Raw genomic sequence first — 15,434 nt, 5'->3', positions numbered from 1 at the left:
AGGGGGAGGGCCGCCGGAGCGCCGTCGGCCCCCCACGACCTCCCGGGGGTGGCCTCAGAGCGCGCGGCCCCAGCGCGTCGGGCCGAGCGAGGCGAAGCCCCGCTCCCGGTAGAACGGCAGCGCCGGGTCCGCCTCCACCGGCAGCTGCACCCGCTGTTCCCGCGCCTCGTAGTCGCGCGTCCGGTCGGTGGCCGCCGCCAGCAGGGCCGTACCGATCCCTCGGCGGCGCGCGCCCTCCTCGACGGCCAGCGCGTACAGCTCGCCCTCGCCCGGCACCGGGACCCCGCACGCGGCGGCGCCGACGAGCCGGCCCTCGCCGTTCTCCGCGACCAGCCAGCCGAGCCAGCCGGGCGCGCCTCCCGGAATTTCTATTTCCGCGCGTATCCGCGGCAGCGCGCATTGTGTCGAGATCAGCCGGCGTAGCGGGATTTCCTCCAGCATTCCGGCGTAGCTGCTCCGGATCGCGTCGGCGAGCAGCCTGGATATCGTCGTCGCGTCGCCGGCGGCTGCCGTACGGACGCCAGCGAGCTGCATTGGATCTGTACCCTTCGCCGTGCCGAGCGCCGTGGTGAGCCGGAGCTCCAACGTACCCACAATAGCGAGCGGTTCCGGGGCGCGTGACCGATGCGAAATCTACGAATTCGCTTAGTAAATAACGGAGTTGGTCCGGACATTAGACCGGGAAGGAACAACAGGCGACGACGAGCGGAGCCATCGCGAGAGCGGCCGCGCCGATCGTCAGGAGCGCGCGCAGCACGGGGTGTCCCGCGCTGTACGGGGTGAGGATCCGGCGCATCCGGAGGGCGGCCGAGGGTCCGCCGGCGGCGAAGGCGGCGCGCGGCGCGCGGCCCGCCGCGAGGGCGTAGAGCGCGGTGGCGAGCGCGTCGCGGGTGCAGCGGCGCAGCGCCCGGTCGTCGGCGGTCATCTCCAGGAGCAGCGGGACCGCCGTGGAGCCGTGCCGGGCGAGCGGCAGTCGCCGGAAGACCGCGCCGAAGGCCTCGGCGGCGGCGACCAGCAGGTGGTGCCGGCCCGCGATGTGGGCCCGTTCGTGGGCGAGGGCGGCGGCGAGCTGCGCGGGGGTGAGCGTGGCGACGGCCCCGGAGGAGACGACGACCCGCCGGCTGCGGCCGGGCAGGCAGTAGACGGCGGGTCGTTCGTGGTCGAGGACGGTGGCGCGCAGCTCGGGGTCGTACCGGCCGATCAGCCGCAGGACGTCCCCGTGCGCCCGGCGGGCCCTGCGGGCCCTCAGCAGTCCGCGGGCGAAGGCGGCCGTCGGTACGGCGAGGACGGCGGCGGCCACGAGGAGTGCGGCGGCCTCCCGGCCGCGCAGGGCGAGCAGGGTGCCGGGGGCCGGGAGGTGGAGCGTCAGGACCATGTCGGTGAGGCGGTGGCTGGACGCGTTCGGCAGCAGCAGCTGCGCCGGGAGGAGGGCGCTCGCCACCGCGAAGACGGCGCCGCAGGCGGCCCAGACGGTGACCGCGAGCCGGGGCACCTGCTGGGCCCAGCGGGCCCGGACGAGCAGCCAGGGCACGCCCGCTCCGGAGAGCAGCGCGAGCCCGAGGGGCACGAGGGCGTGGTGGTTCACGGGTGGCCTCCCGGTGCGGTCCCGGTCCCGGCGTCGAGGTCGCCGCGGGCGGTGCGGAGGGCGGCGTCGAGGGCTTCGACGTCCTCGTCGGAGATGGCCTCGACGAAGCGGAGGAGGGCGGCGGGGCGGTCCAGGCTGTCGCCGAGGGCGTCGCTCATGAGCCCGGCGGTGTACTCCTCGCGGCTGCGGACCGGTTCGTAGAGCCAGGCCCGGCCGGCCTTCTCGCGGCGGAGCCAGCCCTTGCGGTGCAGGATGTCGGCCACCGTCATGACGGTGGTGTAGGCGACCCGGCGGCCGCGGTTGATGTCGTCGACGATCTCGCGGACGGTGGCGGGCCGCTGCCAGGCCCACAGCCGGTCCATGATCTCGGCCTCCAGCTCTCCCAGCCGGCGCACGTGCATCCCCTCCCCTCGCGGGCGGCTGTCATCGTACGGGTCGCACACCCGCCCGAGGTATACCCCCCAGGGGTAAGATGGCGGGTTCGTGACGGCCCCGGACACGGCCACCGCCCCCGTGCGGCGGCCCGCGGTCGCGGGCCCCTCGCGCGGGGGCGGTGGTGGACTCCGTCAGGTCCGGATCAGCCGGGCGATCGCCTTGGACGCCTCGCCGACCTTGACCTTCGCCTGGTCCCCGCCGGCCGCGATGGCCTCGGTGACGCAGCAGCTCAGGTGCTCGTCGAGGAGGGCGACCGCGCAGGACTGGAGGGCCGCGTTGATCGCCGAGACCTGGGTCAGGACGTCGATGCAGTAGACGTCCTCGTCGACCATCCGCTGCACCCCCCGGACCTGCCCCTCGATCCGCCGGAGCCTTCTGATGATGTCTTCCTTGTGCTGCACGTAACCGGCCACGGCGGGCTCCCGTCAGGTCAGGGTTTCCGGGTCACTTGTCCGCGGCCTGGAAGCCGCGCAGCCGCAGGCTGTTGCCGACCACGAAGACCGAGGAGAAGGCCATCGCGGCGCCGGCGATCATCGGGTTGAGCAGACCGGCGGCGGCGAGCGGCAGGGCGGCCACGTTGTAGGCGAAGGCCCAGAAGAGGTTGGACCGGATGGTGCCGAGCGTCTTGCGGGAGAGCCGGATGGCGTCCGCCGCGGCCCGCAGGTCCCCCCGTACGAGGGTGAGGTCGCCGGCCTCGATGGCGGCGTCCGTGCCGGTGCCCATCGCCAGACCGAGGTCGGCCTGGGCGAGCGCGGCGGCGTCGTTGACGCCGTCGCCGACCATGGCGACCGAACGGCCCTCGGCCTGGAGCTTCTTGACGACGTCGACCTTGTCCTGCGGCATGACCTCGGCGATGACCTCGCCGATGCCGACCTCGGCGGCGACGGCCTCCGCGACCGCCTTGTTGTCGCCGGTCAGCAGGATCGGGGTGAGGCCGAGGCCCCGGAGCCGGCGGATCGCCTCCGCGCTGGTCTCCTTGATCGCGTCGGCGACCTCCAGGACCGCGCGGGCCTCTCCGTCCCAGGCGACCGCGATGGCCGTCTTCCCGGCCTTCTCCGCCGCGTCCTTCGCGGCCTTGAGGCTCGCGGGCAGGGACATCGCCCACTCCTCCAGGAGCTTCTCCCTGCCGACCAGGACGGCGTGCCCGTCGACGACGCCCTGGACGCCGAGACCGGGGATGTTGGCGAAGTCCTCGGGGGTGGGCAGGGTGCCGACCTTCGCGGCGGCGCCGGTGGCGACGGCCTGGGCGATCGGGTGCTCGGAGGAGTGCTCCAGGGCGCCCGCCAGACGCAGCACGTCGGTCTCGTCCGTACCGGCGGCGGTGTGGACCTTCAGGAGCGTCATCCGGCCGGTGGTGACGGTGCCGGTCTTGTCCAGGACGATGGTGTCGACCTTGCGGGTGGTCTCCAGGACCTCGGGGCCCTTGATCAGGATGCCGAGCTGCGCGCCGCGGCCGGTGCCGACCATGAGGGCGGTCGGGGTGGCCAGGCCCAGGGCGCACGGGCAGGCGATGATCAGGACGGCGACGGCGGCGGTGAAGGCGGCGGTCAGGCCCTGGCCGGTGCCGAGCCAGAAGCCGAGGGTGCCGAGCGCGAGCGCGATGACGATCGGGACGAAGACGGCGGAGATCCGGTCGGCGAGCCGCTGGGCGGCGGCCTTGCCGTTCTGCGCGTCCTCGACGAGCTTCGCCATCCGGGCGAGCTGGGTGTCGGCGCCGACGCGGGTGGCCTCGACGACGAGCCGGCCGCCGGCGTTCAGGGTGGCGCCGGTGACGGAGTCGCCGGCGGAGACCTCGACCGGCACGGACTCGCCGGTGAGCATGGAGGCGTCGACGGCGGACGAGCCCTCGACGACGGTGCCGTCGGTGGCGATCTTCTCGCCCGGGCGGACCAGGAAGCGGTCCCCGACCTGGAGTTCGGCGGTGGGCACGGTGATCTCGCGCCCGTTCCTGATCACCGTGACTTCCTTGGCGCCCAGCTGCATCAGCGCCTTGAGCGCGGCTCCGGCCTTCCGCTTCGAGCGGGCCTCGAAGTAGCGGCCGGCCAGGATGAAGGCGGTGACGCCGGCGGCGGCCTCCAGGTAGATGTTCCCGGCGCCGTCGGTGCGGGCGATGGTGAACTCGAAGGGGTGCGTCATCCCCGGCGTACCGGCGGTGCCGAAGAACAGCGCCCACAGCGACCAGGCGAAGGCGGCGATCGTGCCGACCGAGATCAGCGTGTCCATGGTGGCCGCGCCGTGCCTGGCGTTGGTCCAGGCGGCCTTGTGGAAGGGCCAGGCGGCGTAGACGACGACCGGCGCGGCGAGCGTGAGGCTCAGCCACTGCCAGTACTCGATCTGGAGCGCCGGGATCATCGCCATCGCGATGACGGGGACGGCGAGCGAGACCGCGGTGATCAGCCGCTGCTTCAGCGGGCGCAGCTCCTCGTCGGCCTTCTCCTCGTCGGAGGGGCCGCCGTCGCCGGGGCCGGCGTCGGACTTCGGCGGCGCGGGCTCCTCGGCGGTGTAGCCGGTCGCCTCGACGGTGGCGATCAGCTCGGCGACCGGGATGTCGGCGGCGAAGGTGACCTTCGCCTTCTCGGTCGCGTAGTTGACGGTGGCCTCGACCCCGTCCATGCGGTTGAGCTTCTTCTCGATCCGGGCCGCGCACGAGGCGCAGGTCATGCCGCCGATGGCGAGCTCGACCTGGGCGGTGCCGGGGGTCGTCGTGGTCATGAAACTGCTCCCTCATTCTTCCTGTGCGCGGGGGCCGGGGCCCGGGCGGGGGTACGGGGCGGGCCCCGGCGGCCGGATCGGTCAGGTGCCGCCGGTCAGGCGCGGCCGGTCAGCTCGTAGCCCGCGTCGTCCACCGCCGCGGCGATGGCGGCGTCGTCGGGCGCGCCGTCCGTGGTGACGGTCACCCGGCCGCCGTCGACGTCGACGTCCACGGAGAGGACGCCCTCCAGCGCGCTCACGGAGGTGGTGATCGCGGTCCTGCAGTGGCCGCAGGTCATGCCGGAGACGGCGTAGACGGTGCTGGTGGCGTCGGCGACGGCGACCGCGGTGGTGGTGCCGGTCGAGCAGCTGTTGTCGGGGGTGCAGCAGGAACCCATGTCGTCCTCCATCGTGTGGCGGGTGGACCGGATACCCTCGGGGGGTATCGGCGGTGTGGGTTCATGTATACCCCCCAGTGGTATCCGGCGCAAGTGTCGGACCGGCTTGACTTGATACCCCCCAGGGGTATGGTGAAGTGCAGAGCAAGAGGAACGCCGAGCATGGGAGACAGCCATGAACACCGGAGTGAAGATCACCGCCTTCGCCGCCGCGCTCGCCGCGACCTTCGGCACCGCCTACGGCGTCGGGAAGGGCGTCGGACCGGTGGACGAACCGAAGAGGGCCGACCACGGCGAGCACGCCGCCGCGACCCCCGCGCCCAGTGCCTCCGCCGACGGCCACGAGGGCCACGACGAGGCTCCCGCGCCCAGCGCCTCCGCCGGTGAGCACGCCACCGCCACCCCCGCCCCCACGGCCGGCGGCCACGAGGGCCACGACGAGGCTCCCGCCCGGGCCGGCGCCGCGCTCCCCGGCGGCCTCCAGGTCTCCGACGGCGGCTACACCCTCGCCCTGGAGACCCCCACCCCGCCCGCGGGCCGCAGCACCCTGAAGTTCTCCGTCAAGGACGCCGCAGGGAAGAAGGTCACCGCCTTCACCACCGAGCACGGCAAGGAGCTCCACTTCATCGTCGCCTCGCGCGACCTGACGGTCTTCCGCCACCTCCACCCCGAGAAGGCGCCCGACGGCACCTGGACCGTCGAGGCCGACCTCCCCGCCGCCGGCGCCTACAAGGCCTTCGCCGACTTCAAGCCCGCGGCGGAGGGGGCGAAGGCCCTCACCCTCGGCGTCGACCTCGGCGTCCCCGGCGCCTACGCCCCGAAGCCGCTCCCCGCCGCCGCGCCCACCGCCGCCGTCGACGGCTACCAGGTCCGCCTCGGCGGCACGCTCGACCCCGGCAAGGCCGGTGAGCTGCGCCTCACCGTCACCAAGGACGGCAAGCCGGTCACCGACCTGGAGCCCTACCTCGGCGCGTACGGCCACCTGGTCGCCCTCCGCCAGGGCGACCTCGCCTACCTCCACGTCCACCCCAACGAGGGCGGCCCCGGCCCCGACGTCTCCTTCACCGCGACCGCCCCGAGCACCGGCACGTACCGCCTCTTCCTCGACTTCCAGCACGAGGGCAAGGTCCGCACGGCCGCCTTCACGGTGAAGGCCGGGGCGCCGGGCACCGCCCCCGCGCCCGCGGCGACGCCGTCAGGCACCGCCTCGAAGACGGCCGAGCACGATGCGGGAGGTCACTCGCACGGCTAGTCTGGTCATTGGACTAGACCTGTAGTCGTCATTCATGGAGGAATGGGCGCAATGAGCAACCGTGCTGTCCTGGAGGTGATCGCCCTCGACGAGCAGGACGCGGTCGCCGCCCAGACCGGGGGCGCCGACCGCCTCGAACTCGTCACCGACATGGCGGCGGACGGCCTCACTCCGTCGACGGCCACCTTCACCGCCATCCGCCGCGCCGTCGACATCCCGCTCCGCGTGATGCTCCGCCTCACCGACGGCTTCTCGGCCGGAGGCCCCGAGGCGATCGACGCCCTGGCCCACCGGGCGGCGGAGCTGCGGGCGGCCGGCGCGGACGAGTTCGTCCTCGGCTTCCTCACCCCCGACGGCGAGCCCGACCTCGTCGCCGTCGAACGGCTCATCGCGGTCCTCGACGGCGCCCGCTGGACCTTCCACCGCGCCATCGACCGGGCCGCCGACCGCGACGGCCTCCGCAAGCGCCTCGCCGACCTCCCCGGCCTCGACACCTACCTCACCGCGGGCTCCGCCGAGGGCGTGGACGCCGGCCTCCCGGTCCTCGAGACCGAGGCCACCCGCACCGGCGAGCCCGGCTACGAACCCCAGATCCTGGTCGGCGGCGGCCTCCGCCTCGACCACCTCCCGCGCCTGCGCGCCGCCGGCCTCACCGCCTTCCACATCGGCGGCGCCGCCCGCCCCCAGGGCTGGACGGCCCCCGTCTCCCCGGACGCCGTCCGCACCTGGCGGGAGGCGGTCGACGCGTAGCCGCCCCCGGGCCGCCCACCTGCACCGGGCGGCCGCTCGCCCTCCCCGCACGGCGGACGTGATCGACGCGGCACCCGTACGGCGGCCGATCGCCACCCGGCTCCCCCGGTGGGCCGGGCTCGACGTGCCGGAGGTGGCCCCGGCCGGGACCGACGACACGGTGTCCCGGCTCGGGGCGACCCCGTCGCCCGGCCGCCGACGGCGGAGTGGGCCGGCGGGCGGGCCGACAGCGAGCGGTGGTGGCCGCCCCGGCTCCCGCCCGCGCTCCCGCTGCCCCTGCCCCGCGAGGGCTGTCGTAGCGCCGTGATACCCCTGTCCCCATGACCCGGTTCCACGACTTCAACCTCAAGCTGCTCGTCATCGAGGAGCTCATGTACACGGCGGGGACGCTGCTCCCGGTGTACGACGTGCACGCGCGGCTGGCCGAGAAGGGCATCGGCGACGCCGCCTCCCACGTCCTGGAGAACGGCCTCGACGAGGAGGTGCTGCCGGAGTCCCGGGAGTACTTCGAGGCGCTGGAGATCCCGGCCGAGCTGCTCGCCACCGTCGAGGAGCTGTGCTTCGACGCCGGGACGGACGTCTTCCACCACTGCGCCCCGGCGTGGGACGGCGAGGACGACCTCTTCGACGTGCGGTCGCTCGACGACCTCGACCTGCTGCCCAACCTCCGCGAGGTCACCTTCGTGGAGGACGGCGTGCTCGCGGTGCCCGGCGCGGCGGAGATCTTCGCCGCGCGGGGCATCGCCACCGACTGAGCCACCGACTGAGCCACCGACTGCGTCGCCGGCCGGAGCGGGGCAGGTGTCAGGCGGGTGCCGTCGCCAACTGCGCGGGCAGCGGGGCCGCGTGGACGACGGTGAGGCCGGAGACGGCTCGGGTGAGGGCCACGTACAGGCGGCGCAGGCCGGTGCGCTCGTCCGGTTCGCCGTCGACGACCGCGGCCGGCTCGTCGAGGACCACGTAGTCGTACTCCAGGCCTTTCGCCAGGGACGCCGGCACGAGCGTGAGGCGCGACTCCGCGGTCGTCTCCTCGCCGGGGGAGAGGTACGGCATCCCCGCCGCCTCCAGCGCCTCCGCCAGCGGCGCGATCCGCGCGTCGGCGGCGATCAGGCCGATCGAGCCCTCGTGCCGGAGCGCGTCCGCGCAGGCGGCCACCACCGCGGCCTCGGAGGGTCCGGCCGCCTCCCGGATCTCGAAGGCGCCCGGGTTCTCCCGGACCGACTCCACCGGCGCGAGCCCCGGCGCCATGTGCGGCAGCAGCCGGGACGCGTACGCGATGACCTCGCTCGGCACGCGGAAACCGGCGGTCAGCTCCTCCACCCGTGCCTCGGGCTTGCCGAGGTGCGCGAGCGCGCTCTCCCAGCTCCGGGTGGCCCACGGCGTGGTGCCCTGCGCCAGGTCGCCGAGGACCGTCGCCGAACCGGTCGTGCACCGGCGGCCCACCGCCCGGTACTGCATGGGGGAGAGGTCCTGCGCCTCGTCGAGGACGACGTGGCCGAGCGAGTGGGTGCGCTCCACCAGGTCCGTCGCCTCGTCGATCAGCACCGCGTCCGCCGCCGACCACTTCGCGGTCTTCACGCTCCGCGCCGGCTTCGCCCACAGCAGCAGCTTCTGCTCCTCGTCGCTCAGTACGCCGTCGGCGTGCTCCGCCAGGAACTCCGGGTCGCTCAGCAGCCGCAGCACCAGCTTCGGCGGATCGATCTGCGGCCAGCACTCCTTCACGACCGCCTTCACCGCCGTGTTCCGGGCCACCGCGTCCTGCACCCGGTCGTCGGGTGCCTCGCCCGCCTGCTCCATCCGCACCAGGACGGCGTGCGCGATCCGCTGCGGCAGCGCCTCGCGGGCCGCCCCGTACCGGATGTCACGTGCCGTCAGTTCGCGGACGATCTCCTCCAGTTCGTACGCGGGGACCCGCCAGCGCCGGGAGCCGCGGACCACCATCAGCGGCTCCGTCGGCAGCTTCACGTGCGAGCGGACGGCCCGCCGCAGCACCTCCGCCATCCGGGCGTCGCCCTTCACGACCGCCGTCGGCGCCCCGTCCGCCCCGCGCACCTCCACGTGCGCCACGAGGTCGTCGACGGTCGCCTGCTTCACCTCCAGCTCGCCGAGGGCGGGCAGCACCTGCTCGATGTAGTGGAGGAAGGACCGGTTCGGGCCGATCACGAGCGTCCCGGTCCGGGCCAGCCGCTCCCGGTGGGCGTACAGCAGGTAGGCGACACGGTGCAGGCCGACGGCGGTCTTTCCGGTGCCCGGGCCGCCCTGCACGCACACCGTGCCGGAGAGGCCGGCGCGGACGATCTCGTCCTGCTCGGGCTGGATCGTCGCCACGATGTCCCGCATGGGGCCCACGCGCGGCCGCTCGATCTCGGTCTGGAGCAGCTTGCTGGTCCGCGACCCCTCGGCGGAGCCGGAAAATGTCTCAGCGGACGGGTCGGACAGGTGCTCGTCCTCGTACGCGGTGAGCTCGCCGCCCGTGTAGCCGAAGCGGCGGCGCAGTCCCACGTCCCGCGGGTCCTTCTTCGACGCCTGGTAGTACGGCTGCGAGACCGGCGCGCGCCAGTCGATGACCATGGGGTCGCCGTGCGCGTCGTGGACGTGCCGGCGGCCGATGTAGAAGCGCTGCCCCTGCTGGGTGGGCGGCAGGTAGTCGAGCCGGCCGAAGAAGAGCGGGGTGTGCGCGAGGTCCGCGAGCGCCTTGACGCGGTCCTCGATCTGGCGCTCCAGGACGATCGAGTTGACCCAGTTCGCCGTGACGTCCTTGATGTCCAGGGCTTCCACCTCCTCGCGCATCGCGCGCAGGGCGGCACGGGAGGCGGAGAGGTGGGACCGTTCGCGTACGAGCGGGTCGTCGGTGGGCACAGCTGCGGACACGGTGAAGCCTCCGGTCGGGCATGCGGACGGACACACGGGCAGGGCGATGTGGCCGCCGGTTTCCGACCGGACGGCGGCGCGCTCCTCGTGCGCGCGGGCGCGTCCGGGAGGCGGGGAAGCCGGTGATTGTAGCTCCGGCCCGTGGGCGGGTGCGAATCGTTTTCCCGTAGGGGGAGGGATCCGCCGTAAGGGGGACGCGGGTTCCATCCCCAGGCCGATGTGTTCGGAATGTCCGGATTCCAGAATGGAACCATGACCGCGACGACCTTCACCCTCGTGACCACCGTCCCCCGCCCCCGTCCCCGCCACCTCATGGCAGCCCTGCGGGCCTTCGGCTCGGCAGCCGTCGAGGTCGCCCTGCTGGGCCACTACGGCGACGCCCCCGGCCCCGGCCCCGGCGGCGCGACCGCCGCCGGCGCGGGCGTCAGGAACCCCCGCCCGTCCCACGTCCCCGCCCCGCCTCCGCCCCCGTCCTGCGCCCGCGCCTCGAACCCGGCCCCCACCACCACCCCCGCCCCGCCCCCGGACTGAGTACCCGCCCGCCGCCCGACTGAGTACGCGCACCCCTGACGGCGCCCCCGGCGCGCTGCTGGGATGGGGGCATGACGACGCCCCCGCACCCCGCCCCCGCACCCGACCCCTACGGGCCGGGCCCCCTCGCGCTCCGTGCCTTCGCGGGCTTCGGTCTGCTGCTCGTCGCGGTGTGTGTGATGGCCACCATGGCGGTCACCCTGACCGACGCGATCTCCGGGGACGGCGTCGGACGGGGCTTCGTCACGGCCGCGTTCTGGGCGGAGGGCCTCGCCGCCCTGGCGGGCGCGGCGGCCCTCGCCGTACCCCGCCGCGCCCTCGTCGTCGCCCAGTACTCCCTGGCGCTCGCGGGCCCGCTCCTGGCCCTGATGGACTGAGCCCCGCCACCGCCTACCCCGCCACCCCCTACCCCGCCGCCCCTAAGGCGCCAGGAGCTCGTCCGCGTCGACGATGCGGTACGCGTACCCCTGCTCGGCGAGGAAGCGCTGCCGGTGGGCGGCGAAGTCCTGGTCGATGGTGTCGCGGGCCACGACCGAGTAGAAGTGCGCCTGGTGGCCGTCGGCCTTCGGGCGCAGCACGCGGCCGAGGCGCTGGGCCTCCTCCTGGCGGGAGCCGAAGGTGCCGGAGACCTGGATGGCGACGGTCGCCTCCGGCAGGTCGATGGAGAAGTTGGCGACCTTGGAGACGACGAGGACGTTGATCTCGCCGTTGCGGAACGCGTCGAAGAGCCGCTCCCGCTCCTTGTTCGACGTCTCGCCCTTGATGACCGGCGCGTCGAGGTGCGCGCCCAGTTCGTCGAGCTGGTCGATGTACTGGCCGATGACGAGGATCTGCTGCCCGGCGAACCGCCGCACCAGCGCCTCGGTCACCCGCCGCTTCGTCGCCGTCGTCGCGCAGAAGCGGTACTTCTCCTCCGCCTCGGCCGTCGCGTAGGCGAGCCGCTCCGACTCGGTGAGGTTCACCCGCACCTCGACGCAGTCGGCGGGCGCGATGTACCCCTGCGCCTCGATCTCCTTCCACGGCGCGTCGAACCGCTTGGGCCCGATCAGCGAGAAGACGTCCGCCTCCTTGCCGTCCTCGCGCACCAGCGTCGCGGTCAGACCGAGCCGGCGGCGGGCCTGGAGGTCGGCGGTGAACTTGAAGACCGGCGCGGGCAGCAGGTGCACCTCGTCGTAGACGATCAGGCCCCAGTCGCGGGAGTCGAAGAGCTCCAGGTGCGGGTAGACGCCCTTCCGCTTGGTGGTGAGGACCTGGTACGTGGCGATGGTGACGGGCCGGATCTCCTTCTTCGTCCCGCTGTACTCGCCGATCTCGTCCTCCGTCAGCGAGGTCCGTCTGACCAGCTCGTTCTTCCACTGCCGGGCGGAGACGGTGTTGGTGACGAGGATCAGCGTCGTCGCCTTCGCCTTGGCCATCGCCCCCGCGCCGACCAGTGTCTTCCCCGCGCCGCAGGGCAGCACGACGACTCCGGAGCCGCCGTGCCAGAACCCCTCCACGGCGTGCTGCTGGTACGGCCGCAGGCTCCAGCCGTCCTCCGCGAGCTCGATCGCGTGCGCCTCGCCGTCGACGTACCCGGCGAGGTCCTCGGCGGGCCAGCCCAGCTTCAGCAGCGTCTGCTTGATCTGCCCCCGCTCGGACGGGTGCACGGCCACCGTGTCGGGGTCGATCCGCGCCCCTACCAGCGGCTGCACCCGCTTCGACCGCAGGATCTCCTCCAGCACCGGCCGGTCCGTGGTCGTCAGCACGAGACCGTGGGCGGGGTGCTTGGAGAGCGTCAGCCGCCCGTACCGGCCCATCGTCTCGGCGATGTCCACGAGCAGCGCGTGCGGCACCGGGTACCGCGAGTACTCCACCAGCGCGTCCACGACCTGCTCGGCGTCGTGCCCGGCCGCCCGCGCGTTCCACAGCCCGAGCGGCGTCACCCGGTACGTGTGGATGTGCTCCGGCGCCCGCTCCAGCTCGGCGAAGGGCGCGATGGCCCGCCGGCACGCCTCGGCGAGCTCGTGGTCGACCTCCAGGAGCAGCGTCTTGTCGCTCTGGACGATGAGTGGACCGTTCACGTCTGTGGGTTCCCTTCCGCGCGGCCAAACATCCAGTCTGCACGACGCCCGACGGATGTCGGTGGGGACCGCCACACCGAAATCGACCGGTTCCGCACGAGGGAGGTGGCGGGATGAGCGTCGCGCACGATCCGCACCACGGGCCCTGGACCATGGAGGAAGTCCGGGAGGCCGGGCTGCCCGGCGGACCGGGGCCGGGCCGGATCCGGAGCTTCTAGGCCTCCTCGTCCGCCAGTTCCGCCACGCCCGTGATGCGGTGCAGCGGATAGGTGCGGACCTCGTCGGCGGTGTGGTCGTAGCCGGTGACGAAGCCGCCCTCGACGCGGACGGGGGCGATGACCCGCTGGCTGGCGGCGCCCTCGGCGGTGACGTAGCCGATCCAGACGGCCGTGCCCGTCATCGCCGCCGCCTGGACCGTCGCCAGGGTCTCGGCGGCCGAGGTGCGGGGGAGACCCCCCGCCGTGACCGGGGCCGCGGGCTCCTTGCGTACCGCCGTGGCCGCGCGGTCGCCCGCCCGGATGGCGCGGACCGCCGCCGTCAGCAGCGTGGCGTCCGGGGCCGGCGGGCCGTCCGGGACGGGCGCGGGGGCCGTGCGGGGCGGCGTGCGGTGGGCGTCGGCGCGGGTGATCAGGACGTCGCCCGCCGCCGACTCGGCGGCCGGCGCGTATCCCATCGACCGCAGCCCTTCCAGGAGCGACGCCGGGTCCGTCTGCGCGGCGAGGACCGTCGGCGCGAGGCGGCGCAGCCGCAGCCCGGCGGAGCGGCGGTCGGCCAGGATCTCGCCGAGCAGCGCGTCGTCGTCGCAGCGGACGTACGCGGACGCCGCCCCGATCCGCAGATGCCCGTGCTTCCGCGCCACGTCGTCGATGAGGTACGCGAGCGGCTGCGGCACCGGCGTGCGGGAGTGCGCGGCGAGGAAGGCGTGCAGATCGGAGGCGGAGCGGCCGGTGTCGAGCGCGCGCCGCACCGAACCGGGCGTGAACCGGTACACGGTCGCGCCACCCTTCGACTCCACGTCCGCCAGGACCGAGAGCGCGTCGGCCAGCGGGCGCAGCAGCGGGCCGGGGGCCACGGCGGTCAGGTCGGCCTGGAGGAGGACATGGTCGACGGCCTGCGGGAGCAGCGGTTCGAGGAGCTCCGCGGCGCGCTCGACGGCGACCTCGGGCTCCACCCCGCCGCCCTCGGCGGCCGGTGCCGCGGCCTTCGCGAGCGGCAGGTTGAGCAGTGCCCGGGCGGCCGTGGAGAGCGCGCCGCGGCCGGTGATCCCGAGGAGTTCGGCGTCGTCGAGGACCCAGCGGGCGAGGCGTTCGCGCAGGTCGGCGGGGTGACGGCCGGGCGTCGGGTGCGCGGGCGCGGCCGGCCGGGCCTCCGAGGCCCACGTCCCGGCGGCACCGGGTTCCGCGGCGGGGGCGGGCGCGGGCGCCTGCGCCCCCGGCGAGCGGGACGCCGATCCGGCGGTGCCCCGCGTCGGGCGCTCCCAGCGCAGCCGGGCCAGCAGGCTCTCCGGCACGGCCGCGACCCCGGGCTCCAGCGTCGCCAGCAGGCCGAGGACCCGGTGGCGCACCTCGGGCGCCGCCGCCCGGTCCAGGTCGGGCCCCAGCGCGGACAGCGTCCGCCCCTTCGCGTCCTGTCCGCCGACGAGCCCCGGCGTGCGGGTCGCCGCCAGCCAGGCCGTGACCAGCCGGGCCCAGCGTTCGGCCGGCGGCTGGTCGAGCCAGTCGTCGTACGCGGGCGTCGGCGCGTACCGCTCGTCCGCCTCGCCGTCCGAGGCCAGCAGCCCCGCCCCGTACGCCAGCTCCAGCCAGAACGCCGCCACCGGCTCCGGCACGTCGAGCGCCACCGCCGTCCGCTTCAGGTCCCGCACCGCCAGGCCGCCGGCCCGCAGCACCGCGGGGCCGCCGTGGTCCCAGGACTTCAGCAGCTCCTCGACGGTCGCCAGCGCCGCGTACGCCTGCCCGGCGGCGGCGCCGTCCACCGCCTGGGGACCGTACTCCCGCGCCACCGCGAGTTCCGGCGCGCGCGGCTCCGGCGCCCGGTGCGCCCGCCCGCCCCGCAGGTGCAGCGCCACCTCGCGCGGCAGCACCACCGTCCGCGGCGACACCGGCAGCAGCAGCCCCCGGTCGCGCAGCCACCCCACCGGCGGGGTCGGCTTCGCCGTCACCTCGCCGTACGGCGGACCCCACACCAGCCGGTCGAGCACGGCCAGCGCCTCCGGCGGGGCCGTGTCCAGCAGGGCGCCCATCCGCTCCCGGTCGGTGAAGAGCGCCGTCAGCGCGGAGACCGCCGACACCGGGTCGTGCGTGGACGGCAGCCCGGCCGTCGCCACGATCTCCTGGAGCCGCCCCGGCGACATTCCCGCCGTCGCCTCGGCGACGGTCGGCCCGAGCCCGGTGGGGGAGGGGTGCTGCGGCGACGGCGACAGCAGTTCGCGCGCGGTCCGCACCAGCCGCAGCCGGTCGTCCTCGCCCCACACCAGCGCCTGCTCGCGCAGGAGCGCCACCGCGCGGGGCAGCGCCGCCCCGATCTCCGGTACGTCCCCGCCGCCCAGCAGATCGCGCACGACCGGGTAGGGAGCCGGGTCCGGAGCCACCGCCAGTGTCTCCGCCACCTGCAGCGAGAACCGGTCGAGCCGTTCGAGCGCCCGCACCACGGACGCCCGGGTCCCGGCCCGGGTCGCCAGCTGCGTCAGATCGTTCGGCACCGGCCCCAGCAGGTCGGGGCGGGCCCGCAGCAGCGCCGCGAGACCGTCGTCCCCGCGCGCCCGCAGCGCCTCGGCCAGCGTGCGCGGGCCAGCCGCGGTCCCACTCGGACGTCCCTCGGGCACGTGCGCCTCCCGGTCCAGCTCGCCGATCCCCATCCGC

At 74.7% G+C, this 15,434-nt stretch carries 14 protein-coding genes; 5 read left to right on the top strand and 9 right to left on the bottom strand.

Annotated features, from left to right (window positions below):
• Positions 1–54 precede the first annotated feature (54 nt).
• From ACF1BN_RS36150 to ACF1BN_RS36125, 6 genes are all read right to left on the bottom strand, one after another.
• On the bottom strand, positions 55–534 hold the full coding sequence (locus tag ACF1BN_RS36150) for a GNAT family N-acetyltransferase (protein WP_392335840.1): 480 nt from the start codon (positions 532–534) through the stop codon (positions 55–57).
• 139 nt (positions 535–673) lie between these two features.
• The gene (locus tag ACF1BN_RS36145) at positions 674–1,585 is read right to left on the bottom strand and encodes a M56 family metallopeptidase (protein ID WP_392335839.1); all 912 of its coding nucleotides are present in this window, start codon (positions 1,583–1,585) and stop codon (positions 674–676) included.
• Positions 1,582–1,980 (bottom strand): BlaI/MecI/CopY family transcriptional regulator, encoded by a 399-nt coding sequence (locus ACF1BN_RS36140; RefSeq protein WP_392335838.1) that lies wholly within the window; start codon positions 1,978–1,980, stop codon positions 1,582–1,584. The genes ACF1BN_RS36145 and ACF1BN_RS36140 overlap by 4 nt, the downstream gene beginning before the upstream one ends.
• A gap of 171 nt (positions 1,981–2,151) precedes the next feature.
• Entirely contained in the window at positions 2,152–2,433 is a 282-nt protein-coding gene (locus ACF1BN_RS36135; protein ID WP_031010474.1) for a metal-sensitive transcriptional regulator, read from the bottom strand.
• A 31-nt stretch (positions 2,434–2,464) separates the two neighbouring features.
• Positions 2,465–4,732, bottom strand: coding sequence for a heavy metal translocating P-type ATPase (locus ACF1BN_RS36130; protein WP_392335837.1), 2,268 nt, complete (start codon positions 4,730–4,732; stop codon positions 2,465–2,467).
• Between the two features lie 95 nt (positions 4,733–4,827).
• Positions 4,828–5,109, bottom strand: a complete 282-nt coding sequence (locus ACF1BN_RS36125) for a heavy-metal-associated domain-containing protein (RefSeq protein WP_376595756.1) — start codon at positions 5,107–5,109, stop codon at positions 4,828–4,830.
• Positions 5,110–5,284: 175 nt separating this feature from the next.
• Between ACF1BN_RS36125 and ACF1BN_RS36120 the strand changes: the two genes are divergently transcribed.
• The 3 genes from ACF1BN_RS36120 to ACF1BN_RS36110 all read left to right on the top strand — a co-directional run bounded on the left by ACF1BN_RS36120 (position 5,285) and on the right by ACF1BN_RS36110 (position 7,866).
• A complete protein-coding gene (locus tag ACF1BN_RS36120) occupies positions 5,285–6,361 on the top strand; it encodes a hypothetical protein (RefSeq protein WP_392335836.1) in 1,077 nt (358 codons plus the stop codon).
• Positions 6,362–6,412: 51 nt separating this feature from the next.
• Complete coding sequence (locus ACF1BN_RS36115) at positions 6,413–7,111, top strand: copper homeostasis protein CutC (protein WP_392335835.1); 699 nt, start codon at positions 6,413–6,415, stop codon at positions 7,109–7,111.
• 320 nt (positions 7,112–7,431) lie between these two features.
• Positions 7,432–7,866, top strand: coding sequence for a DUF6892 domain-containing protein (locus tag ACF1BN_RS36110; RefSeq protein ID WP_392335834.1), 435 nt, complete (start codon positions 7,432–7,434; stop codon positions 7,864–7,866).
• A gap of 49 nt (positions 7,867–7,915) precedes the next feature.
• Here the strand turns inward: ACF1BN_RS36110 and ACF1BN_RS36105 are convergent, their stop codons facing one another.
• Positions 7,916–9,982 carry a HelD family protein gene (locus tag ACF1BN_RS36105; RefSeq protein ID WP_392335833.1) on the bottom strand — a complete coding sequence of 689 codons (2,067 nt, stop codon included), beginning with the start codon at positions 9,980–9,982 and terminating at the stop codon, positions 7,916–7,918.
• Between the two features lie 252 nt (positions 9,983–10,234).
• Between ACF1BN_RS36105 and ACF1BN_RS36100 the strand changes: the two genes are divergently transcribed.
• Together ACF1BN_RS36100 and ACF1BN_RS36095 are read left to right on the top strand one after the other, a co-directional pair.
• On the top strand, positions 10,235–10,513 hold the full coding sequence (locus ACF1BN_RS36100) for a hypothetical protein (protein WP_392335832.1): 279 nt from the start codon (positions 10,235–10,237) through the stop codon (positions 10,511–10,513).
• A gap of 71 nt (positions 10,514–10,584) precedes the next feature.
• Positions 10,585–10,890, top strand: a complete 306-nt coding sequence (locus tag ACF1BN_RS36095) for a hypothetical protein (protein WP_392335831.1) — start codon at positions 10,585–10,587, stop codon at positions 10,888–10,890.
• Positions 10,891–10,932: 42 nt separating this feature from the next.
• Here the strand turns inward: ACF1BN_RS36095 and ACF1BN_RS36090 are convergent, their stop codons facing one another.
• Together ACF1BN_RS36090 and ACF1BN_RS36085 are read right to left on the bottom strand one after the other, a co-directional pair.
• On the bottom strand, positions 10,933–12,573 hold the full coding sequence (locus ACF1BN_RS36090) for a DNA repair helicase XPB (RefSeq protein WP_392335830.1): 1,641 nt from the start codon (positions 12,571–12,573) through the stop codon (positions 10,933–10,935).
• A gap of 214 nt (positions 12,574–12,787) precedes the next feature.
• Positions 12,788–15,430 (bottom strand): helicase-associated domain-containing protein, encoded by a 2,643-nt coding sequence (locus ACF1BN_RS36085; protein ID WP_392335829.1) that lies wholly within the window; start codon positions 15,428–15,430, stop codon positions 12,788–12,790.
• Positions 15,431–15,434: the final 4 nt, after the last annotated feature.

Source organism: Streptomyces sp. NPDC014861 (assembly GCF_043081625.1).
Lineage (GTDB): Bacteria > Actinomycetota > Actinomycetes > Streptomycetales > Streptomycetaceae > Streptomyces.
The sequence above is the reverse complement of the archived record's forward strand: the minus strand, read 5'-3'. Positions and strand labels throughout refer to the sequence as shown.